A 26668-nucleotide genomic window follows, 5' to 3' on the forward strand; every position below is an offset into this window, starting at 1 on the left:
GAGGGTGGCGGTGGGGCCAGCATGGTGGACACGCCGAGATCCTGCACCTGACGCCATGACGTTGCTCAGCTTCCACGAGCTCCAGGCCCAGCTGCAGCCGGAGTGGGGCCTGGCCACCAACGCCCAGGGCCCGGATGTGGATGTGCTGATGGTGCCGTCGCTGTCGATGGACCAGAACCAGATCGACCTGGTGACCGGCGCCCACCACTACGAGGAGCGCCAGCTGTTTTCACTGATCCGGCTGCGGGATCCGGGGGTGAGGATGGTGTATGCCACCAGCAAACCCCTGGCGGAGCTGGTGGTGGATGCGGTGCTGGAGCTGCTGCCGGGGGTGCCCACCTCCCACGCCCGGCGGCGGCTGCACCTGGTCGACACCGACGACGCCTCCAACCGGCCCCTCACCGCCAAGCTGCTGGAGCGGCCGGCCCTGCTGGCGCGGATCGCCGAGCTGCTGCGGCCGGGGCGCAGCTTCATCAACTGCTTCGTGGTGAGCGACCTGGAACGCCAGCTCTCGGAGCGGCTGCAGGTGCCCCTGCTGGGCACCGATCCGGCCCTGGGCACCTGGGGCAGCAAGGCCGGCAGCCGGGAGCTGTTTGCCCGCTGCGGCGTGCCCCATCCCCCCGGTTCGGCCCTCACCCACAACCTCGACGACCTCACCGAAGCGGCAGCCGAGCTGTGGGAGGCCCACCCCGAGTTGCGCCAGTGCGTGGTGAAGCTCAATGAGGGCTTCAGCGGCGAGGGCAATGCCCCCCTGCCGCTGGAGCCCCTGCAGCTGGCGGAGCTCAGCGGGGCGGAGCGGCGGCAGCGGTTGCGCCAGGCCCTGGAGGCCCTGCCGATGCCCTCCCCCAGCTGGAAGGAGCAGCTGGCGGTGCAGGGGGCCCTGGTGGAGGCCTGGCTGGAAGGGGGCGACGACCTGCGCTCCCCCAGCGTGCAGGGCACCATCCATCCCGGGACCGGCGGCCAGCCCGGGGCGGTGGAGGTGCTCTCCAGCCATGAGCAGGTGCTGGGCGGCGCCAGCGGCCAGACCTACCTGGGCTGCAGCTTCCCGGCGGCCGGGGAGTACCGGGCCGCGCTGATGGGCCATGGCCAGGCGGTGGGGGAGGCGCTGGCGGCGGAGGGGGCGCTGGAGCGCTACGCGGTGGATTTCATCGCCCGGCGCTTTGGAGACCGCTGGGACCTACAAGCGATCGAGGTGAACCTGCGCCAGGGGGGCACCACCCACCCCTACATGGCCCTCAGTGCGATCACCGGCGGCCGGCTGGATCCGGCCAGCGGGCTGTACCACGCCCCCAGCGGCCAGGCCCTGCACTACAAGGCCACCGACAACCTCACCGCCCCCCACCTGCGCGGGCTGCTGCCGGTGGACCTGATCGACATCGTGGCGGAGGCGGGGCTGCACTTCGACCCGGCCCAGCTGCACGGCAGCGTGTTTCACCTGCTGGGCTGCCTGTCGGAATACGGCAAGCTCGGCATGACCTGCATCGGCCGCAGCGCGGAAGAGGCCGAGGCGGTGTACGCCGCCACCGAAGCCGAGCTGCTGCGGGCGGCCCAGCAGCTCAGGGCCTAGGGCAGAAGCCACAGCAGGTGTGTGCTGAATTCTGTACAGGCTGTACGGAATCCAAAAGGCGAGTACGGAAAGCCATCACGGACCCTTGTTCAGCCCACGGCCAGGCGAGCCCCCGCGGGATTCTCAGCCGGCTCTCATCCGCCGGGGTGGGCACCGGCGTTAGAGCAGGGGTAATCGCCCAGGAGCACGCCATGACCCACCCCACTCGAGGCAGCACCCAGGGCTTTGAACTGCCGGGGCTCACGGGCTTCACCTTCCAACTGGCCCTGCACGGCTCGCGGATGCAGCTGGAGGCCCGCCACGGCGGGGAGGTGTGGAGCACCTGGATGGAGCCCACCCAAGACCGGCAGCACGTGGCCGATCAACTGTGCCGCCAGCCCTGCTGCTGCCTGGGCTGAGTGGCTTGACCGTGTGTCTTGACAGGGGCAGTTCGATCCGGTTGGTTGGAGGCAGTTCCAGAGCACCCATGCAGCGGACGGAGGCCCTCTCCATCCTTCGCCTCAAGGCCCTGCCCAGCACGCGGCAGGAGTTGTACCAGGCGATCCAGAGCACCAATCCCCAGCTCGACGGCTGGGGCGATCTGGAGCTGGAGGCCTACCGGCGGCTCTGGCAGTTCCTGCCGCCAGCGGATGCGCCCCGCCGCCAGGCCGCCTGAGGCTCCCGCCATGCGCCACCAGCGCTCCTCCCACCCCCTGCTGTTGACCGCCCTGCTGGCGGTGCTGCTGGTGGGCTGCAACGGCGCCGAGCGACAACGGCGGGAGCAGGCGGAGCGCGACCAAGCCGCCGCCGCCCAACGGCAACGGCAGCTGGATGGCCTGGTGAGCCGCTGCCGCCAGCAGCAACCGGCGGTGCAAAAGCTCGTGCAGGAGCAGAACCGCAGCAGCGCCGCGCTCAGCCAGCTGAGCCAGCAGCGCTACCTGCCCCTGCCCCGGCCGGCGGCGCCCGATCCGGCGGTGCTCGACCGCTTCACCCGCGAAGACCAGGAGCTGGAGCAGGAGCGCTATGCCCAGGCCCTGACCCGCTGGCGGGAGGCCGATGGGGCCGAGCGGCGGCGCTGGGAAGCCGGGCAGGAGGCGCGGCGCCTGGAGCTCACGGCCCGTCAGAGCGAAGCGCGCCAGGCCCTCACCAAACTCGGTGTGGCGGCCACGCCGGCGGCCCAAAGCGCCTGGAGCCGTTGCGAGCCGCGGGATCTCGCCGCGGCAGCGTTACGTTGAATTCAGCCAAAGCTCTCCCTTGAGCGACACCTCCCGCCGGCCCCAACGGGCAGAAGTACTTCCTGCACCTGCTGACACTGGTGCCAGGTGATCAAGCCCAACCGGGTGGAGCACACGGTGCGCTGGGCGCCGCAAGCGGGTGTTTGACCCGGGCGAGGTGCTGAGTCGCGCCAGGGTCAGACGCTCAAGGCTTCAGCCGAGCCACACCTGAGGGAGATCGGCGATGGCACGAAACTCGGGATCTTTGTGGAGAAGGGCAGCGCCAACCTGTTGCGCGGCCGCAGCGATCCAGGCATCTGCCAGCGACAAGGAATGGCGAGCCTTGATGCTGGCTGCTTGCTCCAGCAGTGGTTCGGAAGGCTCCACCCAGTTCAGGGGCAGGGCTTTGAGTTGCTCATAGGCCAGCCGACCAGCGCGCTCATTTTCGTCTTTCCAAACGCGGTAGAGCACCTCCATGCGGGTGAGAAAGCAGGCATAACAGCGCTGGGATTGCTCCAATGCTTGTTCGACCTGCTCAGCCCCCGGTTCGTCGTCGCGCAGGGTGAGCAGCGCGGAGGTGTCGAGCAGGAGCAGCGATGCCATCAGCGTTTTGCCCCAGGCTCGGCCTGCCGCTCAGCTTCGCGATCAGCCAGCAGGCGCTGGGTGGAGCCGCCCCGGCTTCCCATGCCGCGAAAGGCTTTCACTGGTGAGGGGTCTACGGGCACGACCCGGATGCAGCCATCGTCCTCGACGATCCATTCGAGGCGCTGGGATGGGCCGAGGGCAAAGCGGGCCCGAATGGGAGCCGGGATCACGGTTTGCCCGCGGGCGGTGATGGTGCTGCGCACAAGCAAGACCCGCAAGGGTGAATTACCAAATCCTAATCAAGAACATTCACAGGGTTGGCGGCCATGTCAGACGCTCAAGGCATCAGTCGAGCCAGCGCAGATCGCGCTGCAGTTCCTCCAGCACCGGTGAAGGGCGAGCTCCGTGCAGGCAAAACCTACTCCTGACTAGTCTGATAACCAGTCAGGAGGTGGATCCAATGGCGGTCTGGCCTGTGCAGCACGCCAAGGCGCGCTTCAGTGAATTGCTCGACACCTGCCAGCGGGAAGGCCCCCAGGTGGTGTCACGGCGCGGCACCGATGCCGCGGTGCTGGTGCCCATCGAGCAATGGAACCGTCTGCAGGCTGCCGCCAGGCCCAGCCTCAAGCAACTGCTTCTGGCCCCGGATGCCCGCACGGAGGAGCTAGTGCCAGCCCGTGGTGGTGCCCGCCGCCGGCCTGTGGTGGAGCTGTAGGGCATGGCTTTTTTGCTCGACACCAATGTGGTGTCCGAACTGCGCAGGCCACGCCCCCATGGCGGGGTGGTCGCCTGGATTCAGAGCGTTGACGACGCCGATCTCTATCTCGCCAGCGTGACCATCGGCGAGATCCAGGCCGGGATCGAACGCATCCGCGAACAGGACTCAACAAAAGCCGATGCGATCGAGCGCTGGCTCGATCAGGTGTGCACCACCTTCAACATCCTCAGCATGGATGGCCCTGCATTCCGCCGCTGGGCTCAGCTGATGCACCGCCAGTCAGACACCCTCTACGAAGACGCGATGATCGCCGCCATCGCCAAGGGGCATCAACTCACCGTGGTCACCCGCAACGTGGTCGACTTCAGCCACTTTGACGTTCCCCTGCTGAACCCATTCACGGGCCGCGATCAGGGCGGCGGGGGCTGATCCCCTGCCTATGGGGCCTTCATCAACAACAGCCATCTTCTGTGGAGTCGAGCCAGCGCAGATCGCGCTGCAGTTCCTGGCCCATGCGGCTGCCACCTGAGAGCAACGCCTGCAGTTCGGCGGGGGTGAGCACCAGGGCATCACAGCTGAGCGGCAGACGCTCCAGCGGCCAGGAGCAGAGGCGCTGGTGCTGGGGACCATCGGCGGCTTCATCGATCAGCAGCAGATCCAGATCACTGCCCACCGAGGCGGTGCCCCGGCCATAGCTGCCGAACACACCAATCCGCCGCAGGCTCGGCCGCAGACGGCGCTGCTCATCGGCCCAGGCGCGCACCTCCAGCAACACTTGCTCAGGCTGGGGCCAACGCAGCACAGATTGCGTCAACGAGCGCACGGGCATGGCTGAGGGCGTCTTGGCTTTGCAGCCGGGGCTATCGGGGTAGCGGGTGGGGATGTACAGGGCATCGAGCACCCGAAGGCGATCCTCCAGGTCTGACACCTCGGCCGAGCTCCTGCCCGCATGCGCCGAACGGCGCTACGTTGAAGTCAGCCAATGCTGTGCTTTGAGCGACACCCCCCGCCGCTCCCGCCGGCCCCAACGCCGTCTGCTGTGTTGCCCCGCCCATCCTGAGCAGCGGATCGAGGGCAACGGGCAGAAGTACTTCCTGCACCTGCTGACACCGGAGCAGCTCAAGGCCCGGGGCATGCCCGACAAAACCGCCAAGCTGGTGATCCAGGCCTTCCCGGTGCTGGTGCTCAGCAACGAGTGGCTGGAGGAGCTGTTCTGCCCGGCCTGCGGCACCAGCCGCTGGTGCCATGTGATCAAGCACAACCGGGTGGAGCACACGGTGCGCTGGGCGCCGCGGGATCTCTGGGAGCAGGTGGCCCATGTGGATCCGGTGGGGGCGAACCCCACGGTGAGCGAATACACCCGCCGCGAAGCCCGGCGCCACAACCACAAACGGGCCGACGGCAAACGGGTATTTGACCCGGGATAGGTGTGCGGAGCCCGCCAGCGGCATTGCAGGATGGGGCACAAGGGTGCCGGGTTCACATTCACACCCGCCCTCACCAAACGCCCAGACCGCAGCCATGGCTGATGCAGATGTGCGCTGGTTGCAGCGGCTCGACAATTACGGCCGCGCCCTCGGCGCTCTGCAGCGGGCTGTGGCCACGGCCCGGGAGCGCCCCCTCAGTGAACTGGAGGAGCAGGGTCTGATCCAGGCCTTTGAATTCAGCCACGAACTCAGCTGGCTGCTGCTGAAGGACTTCCTCGCCGATCAAGGGGTAAGCGGCGTGAGTGGCTCCCGCGACGCCGTGCGTGAAGCGGTGGTGCGGGAGCTGCTGAGCCCGGGCAGCGAAGCCACATGGATGGCGATGATCCGCAGCCGCAACCTCACCAGCCACACCTACAACCCAGCTCTCGCCAAGGAAATTGCTGAGTTGATCGTGGAGCGCTACGCACCAGCGCTGCTGGAGCTGCAGATCAGCATGGAAAGGCGCGCGACGCAGCGATGACCATCCCAGGCCTGCCGAATGAAGCCAGCGAGCAGCTGCTGATGGCCATCAGCGCCCATCCCCTGGTGGAGCGGGTGGTGCTCTACGGATCGCGCGCGCTGAGTCGTCAGCGCAGTGGCTCGGATGTGGATCTCTGCATCCTCGCGCCGGAGATGGGCTTGGCTGAGCTGCTGGAGCTGGGGGCCCAGCTGGATGATCTGCTGCTGCCCTGGCGGATCGATCTGCAACTGGATCACCTGATCACCCACGAAGGCCTGAGGGACCACATCCAACGCGCAGGCCTGGTTGTGTGGAATCGGGTGCCGTTGCCGTCACAGCCGAACAACACAACAAGCCGGGCACGTTGGCAAACACCTGATCGTGAGTGACCAGGGTGCGCTCCAGGGCCAGGGCATGGGCCGCGTTTAGCAGATCCATCGCCGCCAAGGTGATGCCAAGGCGCTGGAGATCTGGCCGCAACTGGCCAACAATTTTGGCCACCTGCTCATCAAAGGCCTCTACGGGGAGCACCTCAAGCAGATCACAAACCAGCGCAGCACGGGCTTCGGGCAACCTGCGACGCGCCAGGCCAAAGCGGATCTCGGCCGCAACGATGGCCGAGAGGCTGCAGCGTTCCTCTGCAAACCATTGATCTAGCTGGAGGGAGCGGCGCTCCAGCAACAGGCGCACAGCGTTGGTGTCGAGCATGAAGCGTTGCTTCATGGCCAGTCACGCCCCTGGGCAGGCTCTGGGGTGCCATCACGCTCCATCAGGGCGGTGAAGCCCTCTGCAGCCTGGGGATCCTGATCAAGCAGGACAGCCCGCTGCCGCAACCAGTCCAACGGGCTGGAGCGGAGTGGACGCAGGGTGACGATGCCCGTCTCGGGATCACGCTCGACATCGACCTCCGTGCCCTCAAACCGGCAACTGGCCGGCAGACGCACCGCCTGGCTGCGTCCATTGCGGAACAATTTGGCGCGCATCCCCACCTATATCGATGGTCGCGATCAGTCTAGACTTGGGCGACAACTTTCCTGAGGGCGGGGGGGGGGAGCGGCGCCCGGGGCCGGCGCCAACCGTAGCAGCAGAGATTCGGGCGCAGCCAACAACCAGGTGCCAATTTAAGCAAATGACTTGACAAGTCAATCACCGGGATTCTTCGTTAATGAATGAGGCGCATATCTGCCTCAGGATGACAGACCGTTATTCGCCTCTGCTCGTCTTCGAATCAGGAAAATCGGACCTAAGTTTTACAACTCGCAAAGTGACACTGCCGCGAGAAACGATGCCTAGCACTCGCGTTCCAGCCAAGCGACAAGCTCAGGGTAAGCAGTTGCAGCGATCGACGTTCGCCAAGGCAAAAAGTCTTGAAAAGCTTGCAAGGGGCGAGGCAGCAAGCGGGACATGCAACGAATGATATAAACAGGAATAAGGAATGAAGGCAAAAGACCAGACTTGAGGCATCGCAAATAGAATCTGCATTCACACAGAGCATATGGAAGCCCACAACGCCTGCCAAGAACAGAGGACCTACGGATAAAAACCTGGGGTGATTCTAGATTTCGAAAGACAAGGCCAGCCTTTCTAGCGACCAGCCATAAGTAGTAGTCCTCAAAGAATGGCTGATGGGAATAACCACCGACACTTTCCAAAGAAGCCCTGCGGATAGCAACAGAAGGATGATTCAGAGGGTTGACAAATGGCATACTCAGCGAGACTGCTCGATGGCTGCGAGCAACTCGCTTAAGCTTGATAAAATTTCCCCTACCGGCGAAAGGAGAGAACTCGACAACAGCGGAGCCAAGAATATCAAGCGACGGGTCAGACGCAAACTCTGACTTTATCGAAGAGATTCGGGTAGAGAAACTGATGTCATCCGTGTCAAATCGACATATTAGATCAGCAACACATGCATCCAATCCAGCATTAAGCGCTTTCGCGAGACCAAGATTATGAGGCAGGTCAACGACCCGGACTGAGCCAGATTCTTTGTAGGCATCTATAACCGAAGCCAAGTCGGAAGATATAGGGCCATCAACAACGACGACAATTTGATCAGGCAGACAGCTGCCACGAAGAAGTGAATCTACGGAAGAACGGAACTCACAGACCAGAGTTCCGGAGTAGACTGAGCCAAGACAGGAGACAGTGGTCATCTAGCGCCTAAGCTCAAATACACTCAGCCAAGCCAAAGAAAGCGAGGAAAGAAACAATTGCCATAAACAACTCGATGCGGGGGCCGACAATTAGCATGCTAGACTTGAATCCATTCAGGCTTCCTAAGGTCGCCATTGGGAAAATCACGGGAATCAATGAACCAGCGAGCAGGCGCGACAACCCGGCGAAGCGACTTACGAATAGAGGCTAAATGCGCAGCTACACAAGAGAAGGTACTATTACTAAGAATAAGCTGGGAGCAATGAGATAGACGCCACAAGTCGTATTCCGCAGAAACAGAAGTAACAACTTTACATGCAGCTCCAAGCGCTGGGATGAAATTAGCAGACACTGTCTCTGGAGAGTCGGTAAAGACTAGCCATGGAGAACTCTGCGACTCGCAGCCCACAAGCACCGACAAGGCACGAAGATAATAATTCAGGCTCAATGGATACAAACCTGATCCCAGCTGAGTTTTGGGGTTCAGGAAATCACCTTGGCGTACGTGCATCGCAAAAGAAGCAGAGACAGGAGCAACGACACCAAATCGTAGATCAAGCTCATCAATTACTGCACTCCAAAACGGCTCGTATGATTCAGAAAAGACAGCACTTGTGACACCGTGACCCTTGTAGTAGTTGCAACCTCCAAGCTCGACTCGATCAAGAGTATTACTACAAGACAGGCTAGAGAACAAACCCAGGCGAAAGCATGCTCGCAATACCAAGAGCCGGTGCCAAGGCAAAGAGTTCAGCAAAGAATCGAACAAAGGGGAAACATCACGGCGGGTAACAGACCGTAGAGAACGGAGCCTTGAGCCAAAGAGGGAATCTGTTACCACAAGATCTTTTAACCCGACATGCTCTTCATAGGAAACCAATGCGGCTTGACACAGCTGATTGGCTAATCCGCCCTGCAACAGAAGACAATGTGAGGATGACATCAGAATAACGCTCATCGACGCACAATTGAAAACTGGATAAGTGTTGAGACGTGAAGGAAGACACGCACAAAGCCAGCGCAGACAGTAGTTAACAACCGGAAATGCATGGGTCTATCCGGTAATATGCGGGAAAGCTCATGAGCTTTAGTCTGCGCAAGGGCTGGGCGCAACGATTCTGTAATAGTTTCGCCATAAGACTGATCAGATACAATGCCGAACAAGCTAGGCAAAGTGACAACATTTTTGGAATTATGTATGAGAAGTCTGCGATAGAACTCGACATCAACAAGCCACTTGAGGCTCTGATCGTACAGACAAGACAGGGCGGATCGGTGGATTACAGCGGATGGCGGGCCTACTGGGTTTACGCGAATAAATAGCGAAGGATAGCGCAAGATCCATAAGACGAGAATAGGGCATGGTGTATGCCTTTGAAGAAGCCAATAACGTCCATGACGCCAGGCTTTGAACAAAGGCAAAATATAGATATCACCTTTACCTGCTTGCAGCTCATGCAGAAGCAACGGCAAAGATGATTGCACATTTAACAGATGCTCGTCATGATGGCAAAGCCAAGAATAACGGCCTTTGGCAAGGAGCAGCAAATGATTCCAGTTATGCACAGCTCCCAAAGAAGGTCGGTTATGGAGATAGACAAAACGATGTACGTATCGCCGATATGACCGAACCTCGTCTGCAGAGAGAAGCGGCGTATCACTATCGTCTCCAACAATAACTTCGACAAGGTGCTTTAAGCTTTCATCGAGAAATAGTATTGGCTCCAAGGCAAGCCGCAGCCCATCCCTATAGCCGTACGACGGTATCAGAAGCGATAAGACTGTGGTTTCTTCGGGAGAGTTTGTCAAGTCACAAGATGGTCGAAGGTGGTCAGAAGGGCTGCAAGAAAAAGGTAAAGTCGGGTTCCATCCGTCTTTGTGGTGGTCGCCACGGAAGCGGATAGGCAGTTAAGGAGCGCCTGAAGAATTCGATTGACCGAGTCGAGATTTCGGAATGAGAGTAGCAACGAATGACCATCTCCCTCGTGTTGGGTTTTGCAAATTCCGAGCAGAACCACGCCAAGAATATAACGCGGCGGCAGATCTTCCTTGAGCAGATAGAGGTAACGCAGCCGTGAGACCTTTTTCTCCCTGATTCATCCCGTCTGCCACCAGCCCTCTGCCAAGGGAGAAAGGCCTCAGTTTCCTTTGGAGGTGATGCTTCGCTGACTGACGGACACAAGTGCGAGACCCCTTACACCGGAATGGGGCTGAAGACATTGGGTGGGCAGGGAGCCATGAGAGGTTCGGGTTACGACACCAAACCAATCACTCGTGGATTCCCACGCCCGGCTCCATGCTGAGCTGACCGGCTTCCTCCGTCAACACTGCCCCGTCTGCGACGAGCGTCACCTGGCGATGCTGGGCTGGATGGTGGCTGGACTGCTGCTCAGTCAGACCGTCTGTTTTGGCCACTGGCAGCGGGCCTTGCCGATGCAGCATTGCCTGGCCGCCAGCTGGCAGCGTCGCTGCAGGCGTTGGCTGGGAAACGATCGGATCGATGCGGGAGCGATCTACGGCCCGCTGGTGGTCTGGGCGATCCAGCACGGCCACGTCCCTTTGCGAGGTGTAAATTCCGAGGCCCAATTAGCCTGATCGGAGAGTGAACAGGGGTGAATGACGGGCTGTTATTTGCGAGGAGATGCGTGCTTCGCTCATTCACGATGAACCCGGACGATTGAATTTCAAGTCGTTCGCCTGGCTTGGTGCTCGGTTGGTGGCTACGCCTGAATCCCTGCTGCTCCAGTTAGCTCCGGCCCCCGGGCGCTACGGCACCGCTCACCTGGGGCAGGTACGACTGACCTAACCGATCGACCGCCAGAAGGCTTTGCAGATCCTGGATGAGGGCATGGCAAACGGCGCCAGAGCCATCACGAGAATGATGACACATTTACACCTGTTAAGAACCATCAGGCAACCCTGGGGTTGAATGCTCCCTCAGAGGCACATAACGATTCACATCATACATAGACAAGACGATGGACAGGAAAGCTCCCATAAATAGCGAAGCTATAACAGAATGCGAGAAAGAAGTTCCCCATGTATATTCAGATAGCGAATAGCAAAATAGGGTAGCGGAAGAGCATGCGACCTTGGAGTCGATCCCACAACGCAACGCCAGCAAGGATTGCCTCAATCCAAATATATAGAATAAATAACTCAATAGCATTATAAATAGACCAAAATGCGCCAAATCGCCTAACGCGCCGGATTCGCAAATGCCAGCATCGGCCATTGACTCGGCAGAGTTCTGAATAAAAGAGGAAGACTCAAATGAGTTTCCGAGGATTAGACTACCACTCACCTTTCCCAAGCAGGAATACCAGAGAGATGCTCTTAAGAGATTTCCCGGCGAATCACTATTCAAAGCGAGGGAGAAGACAAGACATGAAAAGAGAAAAGCAAGAATTATAGCAGCAAAAAAGCTGTACGTACGGCGAATCAGAAGTGACGCAGAGATCAAGAATAGAAGGCTCGTGAGTGCACGCTGAGCACCATTAAATAGGAGCAGAATAAAGGAGATCGCACGAAGAGCCCTAGGCCACAGAAACGGCGAAGCACAGAAACCCAAAACAGAGACATTGATTAGACCATAATATGATTGATAAATACCAGTAAAGCGGCTAAACAGATCTTGGCTCCTAATCAGTGTTGAACCATTAAGTGCAAGATTTATCCCGGTAAGCGCCTCGTAAATAACAAGGGGAACGGACAGAAAAAGAGAAAGGGCGAGAAGCAATGAGATTGATCTAACAAATGAATAAGTAACATTTTTAACCAAGAGAACTATCAGGATTAGATCGGGAGTGGCAAGCTCAAGCAAGTTATAAGGCTGCATGCCTCTCGATATGCTTATCGCAAGTAATAACACCAACTTCACAAAGAGGAGTGACACCGCATACATGCGAGCCAGACTTAATGATTTCCTGGCGGGCAAAAGAGCGCCGCCAAGAAAAGAACTAACAGCAAGCAATCCAGCGTTGAACTGAAAGCAAAAGAGTGCCGACGCAAACTTTAGATCGTTGCGTTTAACCATGTGTAACTCCGGCCTGATTCAAGAGGAGCTATTAGGTGAGGAAACTTGGAGTGATCTGTTCTTCAGAGAAGAGGAGTTGCAACAGACTCTTTGGCGCTGAGAACAATTTGTTCATACTAAGAATTACCAGATTTGACATCGGCATACAGCATAGCCTTGGCATAATAGACTATGCAATCGCAGATTGCTCATAGAACACCAATATTTATAAATAATTGGCGAATATCCACTAGACATTTGAATCCTAAGGCCAAGAAGTCTATGGACAGAATAAAAGGCACGCAAGCCGACAAGGTCACTATAATTCCAGGCACGTTATTATTAATATTCGAATTAGCAGCAAATTGCATGCTGCGACGAAAGAGCAGGGGTTGAAGATCCAAGGATTAGCCGAAAAGACGAGGAAAGAGATAAGCCAATAGACGCTTGATAAACTTGCGATGCGCCGCACTAAGAAAGCTTAGATGAGGGGGCGGCTGCAAGAAGCTAGCAGGCGACAATATCGTACAAGTGTCCTGATAATAGGAATACGTAGAAATTGCATGACTTTCACAGTCATCAAATGAATAAAGACAGCCATTATAATCCTGCCAGAACCAATGTCTGTAGATGTTTGCTGGGCTAGCCCACCTGGAGTATTGATTTGCAAATCTAGACCAGAACATGGGAGCTATAACGAATGGGAGATCTGCCCGCGTTTTAATTGGAAAGTAGGAGAAGGATGAATTGGATACAACAATCGAGGCTGCAACGTGCAGAGCTGCATAGCACTCAGCAATTCCACCTCGAAGAATCGGAATCCCAGGAAGAAAAGAGGAAGCATACCGGGGATCATCTGTGACGATAACGAACCTATCGATTCCAACGTTCTTACGAATATTCGCAATAGCATCAATCCAGTATTTTTTGGGAAGAATGAGGTTCTTATGCCTTTTATACTCGCCTCCTCGAAGGTTTAGGACACAGACATCTCGAAAGGATTCAACTGCTGACAAAGACTTCGGATCGAGAACAATCCAGTCTCTAAGGTCCGCAGCAAAGTTGTAGAGATATTTTTCACTCTGGAAGAGGCCGGAGAGCTCGACATCACAGTCGATTTGCTCTACTCTGGAATCATAGGAAGAGGCAAAGTAATTTAGTTCCGGATCATAATAAAGTGATTCATGGAAGATTCTAGCCTGGTATAATCGGGAATGGCCATCAGAATATTGGCATAGCTCATCTGATCCAAATTGAATATCGAGAAAACCACTCCCTTTGAAGTTTTGTGTTTGATTTATTAAGTAAGGTACGTTATGCGATTTAGCAATTGCCCTGCATGCAGCGTAAACCCATAGCTGATTACCAAGCCCTTGTCCAGGCAAGAAGGTAGTACTAATCATTAGCACGCAGACGAAGAACTAAAAATTTTACGAACACAGAATACCGAATAGAGCGCTGTAATCACCTCAGTTAAAAGCACAGACAAAGACGCTCCTGGCAGTGCATACAAGGGAACCAAGACAAATAATAGGGCCGGGAGTATTGTAGTCTGCAAAATACAGATGTTAAGGTATTGACGGTGACGGCCAGATGGGATGAGAACTTGGTGAGTGATAAAAGCGAGTAAGATCGTAAATACAGGAGCGAAGCAGATGATTCTAAAAGGCTCCAAAGAACTTGGCAGAAAATCAGATGGAGCAAATAATAGGATGACATCGGAAGAGAATACAAACAAGAATGACGAAATAAATGATGCCGCTATCATTAAAGCAATGAAAGGCTTAAATAAAACTATTCGCAGATCACACGGGCTTCCTTGAGATGCTATTGCACACATACGCGGAAAGAGAGCGGCTGTGACAGGCTGTGTGATAGTAACTTGATAGCCTCTGATTTTATCGACCAAAGCAAAATAACCCAAGGAAGAAATGGGAAGAAATAGTGGTAGGATCCAAAAGACGGATCCTGAGCTTAGACTTGCAATGATTGATGAACTAAAAGATGGGAAGCCATTTTTTAGTGTATTTATAGTGGAAAGGCAAAATCCCTCCTGGGGTCGTCGTTCATAGGTTTCGAATAGGAAAGGGCGAAGAGACCACAGCAACAGAACAGCCGAAACAATTGCAGATAGAGACAAGATGAGAAGATAGGAGCGCAAATCACTTTTGCTGTTAACGAAAAGATACATCAAGGGCAATGACAGGGCTTTAGGCAAAATATTGATCAATGCAAATATGCCAAATTTCTCAAGGCCATTAACAAACCATAAGGGTGTAATAGCCGTAGCCAGGACAAGACCGATTCCACAGAAGTAGAGGTCGTAATACTGATGCAATGAGCTGAATAGGCTAAATATTAGAAAGGTAAACGTACTGACTGCTATGAATAAAGTAACTTGAGTGATTATGCCGACGCGTAAGATATGGCCGAGTGAGCTACGACACTGCCTAGATGCAGCAACTCTTTGAGTTCCCTCTAGATAAAATCCCCAGTTACAAATCCAAGATGCATAGTTTGATATTAGTAGAACAAACGCTAGCAAACCCCAGCCACTTGGGCCCAAGGCATGGGTTAAATGTGGTATCGCCAGCGCTTGGATAGATATGGATGCAAGCTGAGAGCCCCCTAAATAAGTACTCCCTAGAAGAGTTCGCTTAAAGGGCATTAGTCGTAGCGGATTGCAGCACGATTAATCTACAAGGAGATTAGTAGACAGATATCTAGAGCGCTCTAAGGCCTCAGAAGCATTCTTGTCATCAAAAAAACTCTGACACCAAGAAACGCCTTAGCAACTAACCAGTGGAAACCAAATATAAACATAAAATACAAATTTCGAATTGAGGCGATGATGTTATTGGTAGAGAGTCGAAAGTGAAAGATATACTCAGTTTGACATCTGTGCTTAATGGGTAGAGACAAGATATTAGAAACAACTAATTTAGGGCCATATTTCGAATGGCAAAGCAGTTTAAGGATCTGGAATGGATTACCCAATACATCAAACACCAAAATATGTGAGTTAGGATTAAGAGCTCTAGTGGCTATAGACCGGATAATTGCAGCTTCATTTTGCAAGTGATATCCTTCATAGATATATAGGTCGAATTTGTCGTCGCCAGATAAATGATATGGAATTTCTGATATAGGCATCTGCAGAAAACGTACTTGATTCGCATTACATGCTGGCTGGCTGAATCCAAAGAGTTCGAGTATACTGGTTATACACAAGCCAGAATTCGGCAGACTCTGCCATCGATTAGCTTCGCTCCAAGAATGGCATCCTGTGACTAGGATTCGTGGTGGAAGCTTACGCGAAGAAGCTGCTGAAAGAATTTTGACAATATAATTAAGAACGGAGCTAGAGAGTGGGGCCAAAGGTTGTCGAGGAGGGTGACAACCGGTGATTTTTGACAGCGCATGTTGCGTATACTTTTTGGAATCTACGTTTGCGTAGAGCTCTTTGCGAAATTCCTCCTTACTAGCTAAGTAGCTACGAGGCAAGTCGATTGATGAGTAGATAATATGACTAAGGCGTTCAACTTGATGGGCTTCACTTGGAAATGGATTAACAGGGTCTGAATATGTAATGATTGAATTAATATTGAGAAAGAATTCTTTCGCGTACTTTTGAATTTGCTGCCTATGCACTACATAGCAGGCTCCTGGTGAATAGAGCACAAATGGATCAACTAGCTGCTTTCCATAGATAAAATAATAAAGCTCATGAATTGACTGAAAAAACCAATGAGGATGATTCTTGATATACCAGTTGTTTTCATATTCATAATACTGATTTCCTTGAAATATGCCCGCTTGAGGATAGCGCGGATTTTTTTGCTGCTCAAACAAGAACGTGTAGGCTTTTTGCGTGTAAGCTTTTCTAAAGAACGACTCCGAAAGATGCCTGGGAAAAATGTTTCCCTTAATGAGACCAATAAAGTCTGGCAGTGAAGAGTGGTTTTCATAAAAGTAGGAATAGTAATCGGAAATATTGTGACCAGTATGTACTGAGTCAACAAAATTATGATTACTGATATGATCAATATAACTCTTGTCGATAGACTGGTCACATACAATATAATCACAATCAGACAGTAAAGCTAGGAGCGGCGAGCAGTCATAGTTATAATTTGAAATGACATAGAAAATGTTATTCATCTCTAAGTTGCGTTAGTGAATTCGCTTTGGAAGCTTGGCATAGGCTTTTTGGGCTAACTTAGCCATATAAAAGATAAGTTTTTGCACTTTGGTTGGACTGACGCTATCCAGATCATGGAATGTCAATAGCCTCGGATAGTCAGATAGTATGAGTTTGATATGATTGTCGTACAACTCTGTTGAATCAACGCAAACGACTTGGAATATTGTACCTAGTGATCGCCCAAATGGGTCTTGCCCTGTTCTCATATTATGCTCTAGATTGATGTTATTTCGTTTTGTGTTGAACTCGGGATGGGCCCATGCTGATAACTTCTCTTTGATTTGAGTTATACTACCGCATGTGGTAAAATGGTATCCTCCATTTGAAAGTAACTCTTTGGACACTATATGTCTTAGTTTTTTTGAATCAATCCTGAGCTCGTTAAAAGATTGGGCTTGTATTAAGCTATAAGGAGCAATTACGCTGCCGATCCAATCAGAGTTTTTGTAGTAGTTAAGATAAAAGCTAAATTCATGCTGTTTAAATGCCGAGATGCTCCTAGTATCACCCTTTAGATAGAGGTGTATTGCAGCACGAGATGGAATCTCGTCCAAGTCTGAGATTATGACGATATCGTCTTCTTTTGCGGTATGAGCTAGTGGCAGATGGATTGATTCTCTGTGGTATGTATCCAATACGTAGTACAGTTTTTTCTTGTCGTAATGTGAATGTTTCTCAAGCATGGTCGCGATCTTTTTAAAGGTGATTGAGTTGTTGCCATGATTTTGCTCAAGGTAGTTCTTGACTGATTCGAGCGACAAGTGGAATCCTTCAACTTTATAGTATGTGATTTTTGGAAGATACTGCTTGTAGCGATGTTTTTGATCTTCGAAGTTAAATGGCTTGTATTCACCCATGAAAGTTTGGGCTGCTTCTACAATAATAAATTCATCAACAATGTCGTATAGGTATTTTAGCCTGATCTCTAAGAGATCATACTCGTTGAAAAACATGAAGCAATCAATTAGTCTAGGCATGATCGTATCTAGTGGTCACAGTTGCTTCAAGCGCGCTACAAATCTCAGGAGACGCTTATGTATTGGAAGCGGTTTTCTAAAATCTGGATATTTTCTGTTTTTTCCTCTCCACTTATGAAATGCAAAGGGTTCAATATCTCGGTTTTCTGTGAGTGTAGCCTCTCTTGAGAATCTGCAAGCAACTGATAAGGGTGCAAACTTGACTCCATGTGCTTGTAGAATATGCCGACTTTGAACGCACAAGAATCCATCTTCGTGAAAGAATCCGTGGTCAGCACTCTCCCAATCAAGATCAAGGGATGATGGTAGTTGGAGTAACTTTAAGCTGCGTAGGGATACACTGTTGCCAACCCTGATTATGTTACCTAGATTATCGCGATACGAGAAGCTGTCTTTAGGTAAAGGCCATGGCGCGCCAATATAGTCGTATTGCTTAAAATCTTCAGACCATTTATCTGGATTTACAATAAATCCATCAGCATGAATCAAGATTATATAATCAGTATCTATGTATTTATGCAAATCAAATACGATAAACTTTCCCCATTCTCCGACGTTTTTGAAGGGCTCTATTTTATGATAGCGATATGCGGAAATGCCTGGCTTCGGATTATAATTAGAAATGAGCAGGACTTTATCAAAAGAAATATGCTTCATGCTATGCATTAATGCCTCAACTGATGCCTCCACTTCTGTTGTGGCGACAGCAACTAGAGTAACATTAGAAATTCGTGTGCGAGAGATGATCTCATCCATATAGAGAGAATTTCAGGAAGAAGTTTTTTGAAGACTTATGATTATCCAAGGCGAATAATCTGACGCAACTAATCGTCTACAGGTGAAAGGATGTTGGGTCCAGGGATATACTGCATTACCTCGCCATCACGGTATGGGAGTTGGCCAACTAATAATTCTCCTTTTGCATTCCACTGATTCCACCAGGTTCGTGAAAAATCAAGTATCGACTGAGGCCTGCCACTGCTCATATTGAATATGAGCTGGTGCCTGTCATCTTGAAGCTGCAGGGTGGTTCGTCGGAGAAATATGGATGCGCATTGTCTGACGTCTATAAAGTCTCTGACTTGTTCGCCCTTGGTCATGGCAAAGTCGCGCCCTGAAAGCGCAGCACTTTTGAGAGATGGCCACAGACGAGTACTGAGCTCGCCGTCGCCATAAACATGGAAGACGCGAATGATCTCAAGATTCAGTTTATACTCCTTGGCCCACTGCATTAAAGCAATGGATGCCGCCGATTTTGACGCTGAGTAGCTATTTGTTGGCTCAAGTGGAGCATCTGTAGGAATCTGATCATATCTTGCTCCGCTCGCTCCATATTCAAAACAACTGCCAGCTACAATATATCTCTTGATTCCTGCAAGCCTTGCCTCTTCAAAGAGTGATATAGCCGCGGAAACATTCCAGTAAAAGCAATTAGCGAGACTATCATATGGAACATTGCCTGTATGAGTTGCAAGATGCACAAGTACATCGCAACCATTTAAGTCTTCTCTTGCCACTTGATTGATTTGGCGATCAAACCAATCAGGCTGCTGAGTAATCGGTATTCGGCACTTGCTTTCTGGGCTCCGCCTAAAAGCTCTCACTAAATGTCCGTCGGCGAGGGCCCGATTGAGGTAGTGAGATCCGATAAATCCGGTTCCCCCGGTTAGCGCAATCTTCATCGCAATGAATTAATATCTGGATGCTGTTTATCGCGTTCAGAGATTATAGGGTCATGACATGGCCAGTCTATCGCTAGCGAACTCCAAAGCACGCCGCGATCTAGGGCTGGGCAGTGAATAGTAGAAGTATAATAAGTCATCCAATTATCTTCAGACATGGCCAGGAATCCGTGGGCATAGCCTTTTCCGATAAGAACTGCGGTATGCCCACTTTCGGAGAGGTCGATAGAGTACGGCTTGTTAAAGTGTGGGCTATCAGGCCTAACATCGACGATGACATCTAGAACATGCCCCTTGATGCACGACACAAGTTTGTCATGTGCAGCTGTATCAACTTGAAAATGCATGCCACGTAGCACCCCTCTTTTAGAGCGTGTGAGAAATGATTCTGCCGGTGTAAAGGCAATGCCCTGGGCTAAGAGGGTTTCCCCGTGAAACAGCTTGGTGAAATCGCCGCGACGATCTACGAAATGCGGGCAATCCAGAACAAATACACCTGGGAGAGGTTGGTCGCGTATCAGCAGATCAGCCATGGAACGGACCCCCCACAAAAGCCTGAATCACGGCAATCTCCTGATCCAGCATCTGCCGCGTCAACCCCGGATAGGTGCCCAAAAACAACGTGCTGCCCATAATCTCATCAGAGCCACTCATCTCGCCAACCACCCGCAGCGCCGCCGGCCTGTCCTGACGCAGCTGCACAAAAGCCGGTTGACGCAGCAGGTTGCCACCGAACAACATGCGATTGCCGACCTGGTGGCGATCCAGCTCCTGTGCCAGCTCCGTCCGGCTGAAGGGAGCCCCACCTTTGACCGCGATCTTGAAGCCAAACCAGGAACAATCCGTGCGGCAACCGCTCTCGTCCCAGCTGAAGCCCCTCTTCGCATCCCAGCCTGTGGCATGGGTGGGCAGGGCAAACTCCAACACAGCCTCGTGACTTGCCAAGCCGCGGCGCAGGATCTCCCAGTTCTGCTTGCGGGCCTCGATGAACTCAGGCAATCGCCGCAGCTGCACCCGGCCGATGGCCGCCTGTGGATCGAGCGGCTTGAGGTTGAAGCCCAAGTGGCTGTAGGTGTACTTGTGGTCGTACCCCTCCGGCAGCTCTCCCAGCTGCCAGCCAAAGCGCTTGTTGCAGGTGTTGTCGATGCCACTGGGGCACCAGCAGTCGCGGCCCCAGTCGCGGAAGCTCTCGGCGATCACCTTGAGCTTCTGGTCGCGCACGATGTTCACCGCACCACCCTCGCCCATGGTGAGGTGATGGGGCGGGTAGAAGCTCTGGGTGCTGATGTCACCCCAGGTGCCGGTCCAGCGGATCACCCGATCAGGGCCCTCATCCAGGCCAGGGCTGTTTTCGCTGAAGCCCAGGCTCTCGGCCAGCTCCCGTGGCATCGAGTAGCTGCAGCCCAGAGCATCGCAGTTGTCCTCCACCAACCAGAGGTCGTACTTCTGGCAGAAGGCCAGGGTGGCCGCCAGATCGAAGGGATTGCCCAGGGCGTGGGCCATCATCACGGCCTTGGTTTTGCCCGCGCTGTAGGCCGCTTCCAGCTGATCGCAGCGGGCGTTGCCCGTGATCGGATCGGCATCGATGAACACCGGCACCGCGCCCACCTGCACGATCGGCGCCACCGTGGTGGGGAACCCGGCCGCCACCGTGATCACCTCATCACCCGGCTTGATCCGCCGCGCCTCCGGCAGCTTGGCGGAGGTGAGGGCTGAGATTGCCACCAGGTTGGCGCTGGAGCCGGAGTTCACCAGCAGCGAGTAGCGCACGCCCAGGAAGGCCGCCAGCTCCTTCTGAAACGCTTCGCCTTCTGTGCCCAGGGTGAGCCAGAAATCGAGGGTGCTGCCCACCGCAGCCTCCACTTCCTCTTCGGTGAACACCCGGCCCGCATAGGGGATGGTGGTGCCCTCCTGCCAGGGCTGGCGCTCGGGATCCGCCGCCGGCCGGAAGGATGCGTGCACCTGACGGGAATACTCGCGGGTGAGGCGCAGGATTTCCTGCTTCAGGGCCTGGGGATCGGTCATGCGTTGGGGGAAAGGGGTGATGTGTAAGCGTTCAGATCCGCCAGGCAGCAGTCCAGAGGGCTGGCCCCCTCATGCACGGCGCGATACCAGCCCACGGTCCGGGCCAGGGTGGTGGCGTAGTCCCAACGGGGCTGCCAGCCCAGCCGGTGATGGGCCTTGTCGATCTGCAGATGCAGCAGGTTGGCCTCGTGCGGGGCGAGGGGATCGCTCTGATCCAGCCACTGGCCTGGCCAGTGCTCCAGGATTGTGGTCACCAGGTCGCCCACGGGGCGATTGCTGGCCAGGCTGGGGCCGAAATTGAAGGCCTCGCAGGGGGGCTGCGGATCCATCGCCAGGGCTTCCGCCAGCCGCAGGTAGCCGGCCAGCGGTTCGATCACGTGCTGCCAGGGGCGGGTGGCCCTGGGGTTGCGCACGGGGATCGGCTCCCCCTTGGCCAGGGAGCGCATGGCATCGGGCACGATCCGATCGGCAGCCCAGTCGCCCCCGCCGATCACATTGCCCGCCCGGGCGGTGGCGATGCGTAGGTGGGGCGTCTGATGGGAGCCCTGGCCGCAGAAGCTCGATCGCCAGCTGGCGATGGCGATCTCAGCGCCCGCCTTGCTGGCGCTGTAGGGATCGTGACCCCCAAGCCGGTCGGGCTCCCGGTAGCCATAAGCCCATTCCCGGTTCTCGTACACCTTGTCGGTGGTGACCATCACCACGGCGCAGGGGTGTTGCAGGGGCTTGAGGGCCTCCAGCAGATGCAGGCTGCCCATCACGTTGGTGGCCCAGGTGCCGAGCGGGTCTTCGTAGCTGCGCCGCACCAGGGGCTGGGCAGCCAGGTGCAGCACCACCTGCGGCTGGGCCCTGAGCACCAAAGCCTTGAGGGCCTCGAGATCGGCCAGATCACCGATCTGGTGCTGCCAGCTCTCCCCTGGCGGGCAGGCCTGGGCCAGCTGGCGAAACAGATTGGGCTCCGGTTCGGGCTCAAGGGCGTAGGTCCATACCTGGGCCCCCAGCTGCTGCAGCCACAGCAGCAGCCAGCTGCCCTTGAAGCCGGTGTGCCCGGTGAGCAGCACCCGCCGGCCGGCCCAGAACGCTAGATCCTGCATCACCACACCTTCCAGGGCGCCTTAGCCTCGGCCCAGAGCTCTTCGAGATGCACGCGATCGCGCAACGTGTCCATCGGCTGCCAGAAGCCGGTGTGGTGGTAGGCCGTGAGCTGGCCATCGGCCGCCAGGCTGCGCAGCGGATCCTGCTCCCAGATGGTGGCATCGCCTTCGATGCGATCAATCACCTCGGGCTCCAGCACAAAGAAGCCGCCGTTGATCCAGCCGCCATCCCCCTGGGGCTTTTCCTGGAATCCCGAAACCGCCGCGTTCTCGCCAAATTGCAGCGCCCCATAGCGGCCCGGCGGTTGCACCGCCGTGACCGTGCCCAAGCGGCCGTGGGCCCTGTGATGGGCAATCAGGGCCGTGATGTCCACATCCGCCACACCATCGCCGTAGGTGAAACAGAAGGCTTCATCGCGCACGTAATCGCGCACACGCTTAAGGCGACCGCCGGTCATGCTGGTTTCGCCCGTATCCACCAGGGTGACTTCCCAGGGCTCCGCTTTCTTGTGGTGCACCTCCATCGAGTTCATGCGCATGTGAAAGGTCACATCGCTCATGTGCAGGAAGTAGTTGGCGAAATACTCCTTGATCACATAACCCTTATAGCCACAGCAGATCACAAACTCATTGATCCCATGGGCACTGAAGATCTTGAGGATGTGCCAAAGAATCGGCCGCCCGCCGATCTCCACCATCGGCTTGGGCTTGAGGCTGGTTTCTTCGCTGATGCGGGTGCCAAGGCCCCCAGCAAGAATGACGGCTTTCATATCAACAGATTAACAGAATCAGCTTCCTACTAAAGCCACCGCACCCCGTGCATTGAACACAAGGCGAATGGTTTTGACCAGAATCAGCAGGTCCAGCCAAAATGAGAAATTGCGTAGGTAGTACAGGTCGTAGCTGAGTTTGTTGGCCGCATCTTCCACAGAGGCGCCATAGGGATAGTTCACCTGGGCCCAGCCGCTCAGCCCCGGCCGGATCAGATGGCGCAATCTGTAGTACGGGATCTGCTGTTCCAGTTCCGCCTCGATCTCCGGGCGCTCCGGCCGAGGGCCAATCAGGCTCATCTGACCCTGCAGCACCGCCCACAACTGCGGCAGTTCATCCAGGCGGGTGACCCGCAGCAGCTGGCCGATGCGGGTGATGCGGGGATCCCCCCGGCCAGACCACTGCGCCCCGCTCGCCTCCGCGTCCACCCGCATGCTGCGCAGTTTCCACACTTTGAATGGCGCACCATCCAGGCCGCTGCGCAGTTGGCCGTAGAACACCGGGCCGCGATCTTCCAGGCGAATCAACAACGCCGCCAACAGCAGTAAGGGCGCCGTGAGTAGCAGCAGCACAGTGCTCACCAGCACATCTCCCAGGCGCTTCAGCCGTTTCTGCAACGATCCATGGGGCGCGGCGAACTCACCCCGCAGCAGATCGGCGGGCCGCAGCAGATCCGGGGGAAATCGCTGCAGCACCTGTTCACACCAGCCCAGGGCGGACAGCACCTGCCCACCCTCGGACTGAAGCCGCAAAAGGTGCTGCTGTTGCTCAGGGGACAGGGCATTGAAATCCTCCACTACGAAACACTCACCGTGGAGGCTGGCTGGCTCCAGGCGGGTGGTTTGGCGCGCCCAGAGGAGCGCCCGCTGCAGGCGCTGATGGAAGCCGGCTGATCCCAGCACCACCCAGGTGTCGGTTGGGGAATAACGCTGCCGGAGCAGGGTGTTCAGGCCGACCTGCGCCAGGCCGCTGCCCAGGGCCAGCGCCAGCAGGAACGGCAGCAGAAAGGCCCGCGCGTCTGTTGGAGCCGCGGCGATCGCGGTGATCCAGAGATAAGCCAGATACACAGCGGTGCTGAGCAGCAGCGTCAGCAGGGTGCGCACCAATTGCTTGAGGGCAACGGCGGAAGCCTGCTCCTCCTGGTCGTAATAGCGGCCGAGCACATAGCTGCACAGCAGCCAAAATTGCAGCAGCCAGGTGAGCGGCAGGGAAAACGAGGGCCAGCTGCCGAAGCGCAACTGAAACCATCCCGTGAACAACAGGGCAAACAGACTGCAATCCAGCAGCAACGCCACCAGCAAACGGCGCCGCGTGAACAGCCAGGGGAGACGAATCAGCATGAACGTTCCCAGATCAAAGCCGCACCTCCTGCTGCTGCAACCCATCCCGGAACTCGGCCACCGTGCGCCGCAATCCCTCAGCCAGAGGGATACGCGCCCGCCAACCCAGCTCGGCCAGCAGGCTCACATCCAGCTGTTTCTTCGGAGTGCCATCGGGTTTGGAGGCATCCCAGTGGATCTCGCCCTGGAATCCTGTGGCCGCCGCCACCGCTTCGGCGAGCTCGCGGATCGTCAGATCCACGCCGGTGCCCACATTGAGGAACTGTTGCTCTTCCGGCCCCGGCTGCCAGTGCTCCAGCGCAAACACGCAGGCCTCGCCCAGATCATCCACATGCAGAAACTCCCTAAGGGGGGTACCTGTGCCCCAGCAGGTCACGCTGGCGTCTCCGCGCTCAGCCGCTTCGTGGAATCGGCGGATCAGGGCCGGCAGCACGTGGCTGTTGGTGGGGTGGTAGTTGTCTCCCGGGCCATACAGATTGGTGGGCATCAGGCTGATGGCATCAAAGCCGTGTTGCCGGCGCAGCGCCTCACACAGCTTGATGCCAGTGATCTTGGCGATCGCGTACCACTCATTTGTAGGCTCGAGCGGCCCGGTGAGCAGCGCGTCTTCGCGGATCGGCTGCTCGGCGAACTTCGGGTAGATGCAGCTGCTGCCCAGAAACAACAGGCGCCGCACCCCGGAGCGCCAGACCGTTTCGATCACGTTGGTCTGGATCTTGAGGTTTTCGAGCAGGAAATCAGCCGGGTAGGTGTTGTTGGCCTGGATGCCGCCCACCTTGGCCGCCGCCAGCACCACCACCGTGGGTTGGTGCTCGGCAAACCAGCGCTGCACGGCGGGGCCGTCTTCCAGATCCAGCTCGGCGCGGCTGGCTGTGAGCAGGTTGCTGTAGCCCGCCCGCTGCAGCGCCCGGCAGATGGCGCTGCCCGCCATGCCGCGGTGGCCGGCCACGAAGATCCGGTCGGCAGGGGTAATGAGTGCCGCCATCAGCCGATGCCTCCCACTTGGTCCACAAGTGGACTAAATTGATGATCTATGGATCTGCGCCCCATGGCTGAGCGTGTTGTGAATGTGCATGAGGCCAAAACCCACTTTTCACGGCTGATCGATGCCGCCCATGCCGGCGAAACCATCCTGGTAGCCAAAGGAGGCAAGCCTTGGGCGCGCCTGGTGCCTCTCGAGCAGCCTCGCCCGCGCCGCCAGGCCGGAGTGCTGGCTGGCCGCATCACGCTGCCAGCACCGGAGCTGCTGCTCGAGCCTCTGCCAGAGGAGGAGCTTGCTGCCTTGGAGCAGCCCCTGCCCTCCCCTTGCCCGTGATGACGCAGCTGTTGCTCGACACCCATGCCCTCCTCTGGTGGCTGGCGGAGCCGGATCGCCTCTCGCCTGCCGCCCACGCCGCGATCAGCGATCCCGCCCATGGGGTTCATGTGAGCGCCGCCTCCGGATGGGAGATCGCCACCAAGGTGCGCCTGGGGAAATTGCCTGGCATCGGCGACCTGCTCAACAACCTGCCCCAGCTGCTGATCGCTCAAGGCTTTGAGCTGCTGCCCATCACGCTGCAGCACGGCCTGCATGCCGGCAGCTACTCCATGCCCCATCGCGATCCGTTTGATCGTCTGCTGGCCGCCCAGGCTGAGCTGGCCAGGCTCACCCTGGTGTCCGTGGATCCAGCGCTTCAGGCGTTCCCCTGCAGGCTTCTCTGGTAGCGCCATCAGCCCTGTTCTCCAGCGGCGGCCACCGCCGAGGGATTGGTGGGCGGGTTCTCCATCGACCCCACCACGTTGAAGCCCTTCAGCCGCAGGATCGCCTCCTTGCGGGCCTCTTCCCGATCCGCCGCCACCATCTCGGCCACCAGTTCTTCAAGCGTGGTTGTGGGGGTCCAACCCAGCTTCTCGTGGGCCTTGCTGGGATCGCCGAGCAGGGTTTCCACCTCCGCCGGACGGAAGTAGCGCGGGTCGATCCGCACCACCACCTCTCCGCTGCTGCGCCGGCCCACTTCCTGAGTGCCACTGCCCTCCCATTGCAGGGCACCCCAGCCCAGCTCCAGGGCAGCCAGCTCGATGAAGCGGCGCACCGATTCCTGCCGGCCCGTGGCGATCACAAAGTCTTCCGGGGTGCCGGGCTGCTGCAGCATCCGCCACTGCATCTCCACGTAGTCGCGCGCGTGGCCCCAGTCGCGCAGCGAATCGAGGTTGCCCATATAGAGGCAGTCCTCCAGGCCCTCGTTGATGCGCGCCAGCCCGCGGGTGATCTTTCGCGTCACGAACGTTTCACCACGCCGCGGGGATTCGTGGTTGAACAGGATCCCGTTGCAGGCATACATGCCGTAGGCCTCGCGGTAGTTCACCGTGATCCAGTAGGCGTAGAGCTTGGCCACCCCGTAGGGGCTGCGCGGATAGAAGGGCGTGGTTTCCTTCTG

General features: G+C 56.3%; 30 protein-coding genes and 1 pseudogene. 12 read left to right on the forward strand and 19 right to left on the reverse strand.

Annotation, left to right across the window (positions count from 1 at the left end):
* The first annotated feature begins 55 nt into the window (after window positions 1–55).
* The 4 genes from H6G16_RS09800 (at window position 56) to H6G16_RS09815 (ending at window position 2781) form a co-directional block, all read left to right on the forward strand.
* On the forward strand, window positions 56–1567 hold the full coding sequence (locus H6G16_RS09800) for a peptide ligase PGM1-related protein (RefSeq protein WP_190390133.1): 1512 nt from the start codon (window positions 56–58) through the stop codon (window positions 1565–1567).
* Between the two features lie 191 nt (window positions 1568–1758).
* Entirely contained in the window at window positions 1759–1965 is a 207-nt protein-coding gene (locus tag H6G16_RS09805; RefSeq protein WP_190390134.1) for a hypothetical protein, read from the forward strand.
* A gap of 68 nt (window positions 1966–2033) precedes the next feature.
* Window positions 2034–2222: a hypothetical protein gene (locus H6G16_RS09810; RefSeq protein ID WP_190390135.1), complete on the forward strand. Its 189-nt coding sequence runs from the start codon at window positions 2034–2036 to the stop codon at window positions 2220–2222.
* A gap of 10 nt (window positions 2223–2232) precedes the next feature.
* Entirely contained in the window at window positions 2233–2781 is a 549-nt protein-coding gene (locus H6G16_RS09815) for a hypothetical protein (RefSeq protein ID WP_190390136.1), read from the forward strand.
* Between the two features lie 192 nt (window positions 2782–2973).
* Here H6G16_RS09815 and H6G16_RS09820 read toward each other — a convergent pair whose 3' ends face one another.
* Window positions 2974–3363 carry a PIN domain-containing protein gene (locus tag H6G16_RS09820; protein WP_190390137.1) on the reverse strand — a complete coding sequence of 130 codons (390 nt, stop codon included), beginning with the start codon at window positions 3361–3363 and terminating at the stop codon, window positions 2974–2976.
* Window positions 3363–3608: an AbrB/MazE/SpoVT family DNA-binding domain-containing protein gene (locus H6G16_RS09825; protein WP_190390179.1), complete on the reverse strand. Its 246-nt coding sequence runs from the start codon at window positions 3606–3608 to the stop codon at window positions 3363–3365. The genes H6G16_RS09820 and H6G16_RS09825 overlap by 1 nt, the downstream gene beginning before the upstream one ends.
* A gap of 197 nt (window positions 3609–3805) precedes the next feature.
* Between H6G16_RS09825 and H6G16_RS09830 the strand changes: the two genes are divergently transcribed.
* Together H6G16_RS09830 and H6G16_RS09835 are read left to right on the forward strand one after the other, a co-directional pair.
* Complete coding sequence (locus tag H6G16_RS09830; protein WP_190390138.1) at window positions 3806–4060, forward strand: type II toxin-antitoxin system Phd/YefM family antitoxin; 255 nt, start codon at window positions 3806–3808, stop codon at window positions 4058–4060.
* 3 nt (window positions 4061–4063) lie between these two features.
* Window positions 4064–4492 (forward strand): type II toxin-antitoxin system VapC family toxin, encoded by a 429-nt coding sequence (locus H6G16_RS09835; protein ID WP_190390139.1) that lies wholly within the window; start codon window positions 4064–4066, stop codon window positions 4490–4492.
* 22 nt (window positions 4493–4514) lie between these two features.
* Here the strand turns inward: H6G16_RS09835 and H6G16_RS09840 are convergent, their stop codons facing one another.
* On the reverse strand, window positions 4515–4991 hold the full coding sequence (locus H6G16_RS09840; protein WP_347238852.1) for a nucleotidyltransferase domain-containing protein: 477 nt from the start codon (window positions 4989–4991) through the stop codon (window positions 4515–4517).
* A 64-nt stretch (window positions 4992–5055) separates the two neighbouring features.
* On the opposite strand from H6G16_RS09840, the gene H6G16_RS09850 reads away from it, so the two are divergent.
* The 3 genes from H6G16_RS09850 (at window position 5056) to H6G16_RS13135 (ending at window position 6378) form a co-directional block, all read left to right on the forward strand.
* A complete protein-coding gene (locus tag H6G16_RS09850) occupies window positions 5056–5490 on the forward strand; it encodes a hypothetical protein (protein ID WP_190390141.1) in 435 nt (144 codons plus the stop codon).
* 94 nt (window positions 5491–5584) lie between these two features.
* On the forward strand, window positions 5585–6010 hold the full coding sequence (locus H6G16_RS09855; RefSeq protein ID WP_190390142.1) for a nucleotidyltransferase substrate binding protein: 426 nt from the start codon (window positions 5585–5587) through the stop codon (window positions 6008–6010).
* Entirely contained in the window at window positions 6007–6378 is a 372-nt protein-coding gene (locus H6G16_RS13135) for a nucleotidyltransferase domain-containing protein (protein WP_242036344.1), read from the forward strand. Before H6G16_RS09855 ends, H6G16_RS13135 begins: the two co-directional genes overlap by 4 nt.
* A gap of 25 nt (window positions 6379–6403) precedes the next feature.
* Here H6G16_RS13135 and H6G16_RS09860 read toward each other — a convergent pair.
* The 4 genes and pseudogenes from H6G16_RS09860 to H6G16_RS09880 all read right to left on the reverse strand — a co-directional run.
* Window positions 6404–6712 (reverse strand): annotated as a pseudogene (locus H6G16_RS09860) (PIN domain-containing protein); the annotation flags it as partial.
* A complete protein-coding gene (locus tag H6G16_RS09865; RefSeq protein ID WP_190390143.1) occupies window positions 6709–6972 on the reverse strand; it encodes an AbrB/MazE/SpoVT family DNA-binding domain-containing protein in 264 nt (87 codons plus the stop codon). The pseudogene H6G16_RS09860 and the gene H6G16_RS09865, both read right to left, overlap by 4 nt.
* Before the next feature lie 1271 nt (window positions 6973–8243).
* Window positions 8244–9104 carry an alpha-1,2-fucosyltransferase gene (locus H6G16_RS09875; RefSeq protein ID WP_190390145.1) on the reverse strand — a complete coding sequence of 287 codons (861 nt, stop codon included), beginning with the start codon at window positions 9102–9104 and terminating at the stop codon, window positions 8244–8246.
* Window positions 9101–9955 carry a glycosyltransferase gene (locus H6G16_RS09880; RefSeq protein WP_347238853.1) on the reverse strand — a complete coding sequence of 285 codons (855 nt, stop codon included), beginning with the start codon at window positions 9953–9955 and terminating at the stop codon, window positions 9101–9103. The genes H6G16_RS09875 and H6G16_RS09880 overlap by 4 nt, the downstream gene beginning before the upstream one ends.
* Window positions 9956–10420: 465 nt before the next feature.
* On the opposite strand from H6G16_RS09880, the gene H6G16_RS09885 reads away from it, so the two are divergent.
* Window positions 10421–10741 (forward strand): hypothetical protein, encoded by a 321-nt coding sequence (locus H6G16_RS09885; RefSeq protein ID WP_190390147.1) that lies wholly within the window; start codon window positions 10421–10423, stop codon window positions 10739–10741.
* A gap of 304 nt (window positions 10742–11045) precedes the next feature.
* Here H6G16_RS09885 and H6G16_RS09890 read toward each other — a convergent pair whose 3' ends face one another.
* The 11 genes from H6G16_RS09890 to H6G16_RS09945 form a co-directional block, all read right to left on the reverse strand.
* Window positions 11046–12182, reverse strand: coding sequence for a hypothetical protein (locus tag H6G16_RS09890; RefSeq protein WP_190390148.1), 1137 nt, complete (start codon window positions 12180–12182; stop codon window positions 11046–11048).
* 2712 nt (window positions 12183–14894) lie between these two features.
* Window positions 14895–16322 carry a hypothetical protein gene (locus H6G16_RS09900; protein WP_190390150.1) on the reverse strand — a complete coding sequence of 476 codons (1428 nt, stop codon included), beginning with the start codon at window positions 16320–16322 and terminating at the stop codon, window positions 14895–14897.
* 12 nt (window positions 16323–16334) lie between these two features.
* Window positions 16335–17342, reverse strand: a complete 1008-nt coding sequence (locus tag H6G16_RS09905) for a hypothetical protein (RefSeq protein ID WP_190390151.1) — start codon at window positions 17340–17342, stop codon at window positions 16335–16337.
* Between the two features lie 15 nt (window positions 17343–17357).
* Window positions 17358–18098 carry a DUF5672 family protein gene (locus tag H6G16_RS09910; protein WP_190390152.1) on the reverse strand — a complete coding sequence of 247 codons (741 nt, stop codon included), beginning with the start codon at window positions 18096–18098 and terminating at the stop codon, window positions 17358–17360.
* 68 nt (window positions 18099–18166) lie between these two features.
* Window positions 18167–19024, reverse strand: a complete 858-nt coding sequence (locus H6G16_RS09915) for an NAD(P)-dependent oxidoreductase (RefSeq protein WP_190390153.1) — start codon at window positions 19022–19024, stop codon at window positions 18167–18169.
* Window positions 19021–19557 (reverse strand): dTDP-4-dehydrorhamnose 3,5-epimerase family protein, encoded by a 537-nt coding sequence (locus tag H6G16_RS09920; protein ID WP_190390154.1) that lies wholly within the window; start codon window positions 19555–19557, stop codon window positions 19021–19023. The genes H6G16_RS09915 and H6G16_RS09920 overlap by 4 nt, the downstream gene beginning before the upstream one ends.
* Window positions 19550–21049, reverse strand: a complete 1500-nt coding sequence (gene rfbH / locus H6G16_RS09925; protein WP_190390155.1) for a lipopolysaccharide biosynthesis protein RfbH — start codon at window positions 21047–21049, stop codon at window positions 19550–19552. Before rfbH ends, H6G16_RS09920 begins: the two co-directional genes overlap by 8 nt.
* On the reverse strand, window positions 21046–22140 hold the full coding sequence (rfbG, locus tag H6G16_RS09930) for a CDP-glucose 4,6-dehydratase (protein ID WP_190390156.1): 1095 nt from the start codon (window positions 22138–22140) through the stop codon (window positions 21046–21048). The genes rfbH and rfbG overlap by 4 nt, the downstream gene beginning before the upstream one ends.
* Window positions 22140–22910, reverse strand: coding sequence for a glucose-1-phosphate cytidylyltransferase (rfbF, locus tag H6G16_RS09935; RefSeq protein WP_190390157.1), 771 nt, complete (start codon window positions 22908–22910; stop codon window positions 22140–22142). The genes rfbG and rfbF overlap by 1 nt, the downstream gene beginning before the upstream one ends.
* Before the next feature lie 18 nt (window positions 22911–22928).
* Complete coding sequence (locus H6G16_RS09940; RefSeq protein WP_190390158.1) at window positions 22929–24251, reverse strand: exopolysaccharide biosynthesis polyprenyl glycosylphosphotransferase; 1323 nt, start codon at window positions 24249–24251, stop codon at window positions 22929–22931.
* Between the two features lie 13 nt (window positions 24252–24264).
* Entirely contained in the window at window positions 24265–25236 is a 972-nt protein-coding gene (locus H6G16_RS09945; RefSeq protein ID WP_190390159.1) for a GDP-L-fucose synthase, read from the reverse strand.
* Between the two features lie 63 nt (window positions 25237–25299).
* On the opposite strand from H6G16_RS09945, the gene H6G16_RS09950 reads away from it, so the two are divergent.
* Together H6G16_RS09950 and H6G16_RS09955 are read left to right on the forward strand one after the other, a co-directional pair.
* Window positions 25300–25566: a type II toxin-antitoxin system prevent-host-death family antitoxin gene (locus H6G16_RS09950; RefSeq protein WP_190390160.1), complete on the forward strand. Its 267-nt coding sequence runs from the start codon at window positions 25300–25302 to the stop codon at window positions 25564–25566.
* A complete protein-coding gene (locus tag H6G16_RS09955; protein ID WP_190390161.1) occupies window positions 25566–25955 on the forward strand; it encodes a type II toxin-antitoxin system VapC family toxin in 390 nt (129 codons plus the stop codon). Before H6G16_RS09950 ends, H6G16_RS09955 begins: the two co-directional genes overlap by 1 nt.
* Before the next feature lie 5 nt (window positions 25956–25960).
* Here the strand turns inward: H6G16_RS09955 and H6G16_RS09960 are convergent.
* On the reverse strand, window positions 25961–26668 hold a 708-nt coding region (locus tag H6G16_RS09960), incomplete at its 5' end, for a GDP-mannose 4,6-dehydratase (RefSeq protein WP_190390162.1).

The organism is Cyanobium sp. FACHB-13342, from assembly GCF_014697415.1.
Classification (GTDB): Bacteria; Cyanobacteriota; Cyanobacteriia; order PCC-6307; family Cyanobiaceae; genus Cyanobium_A.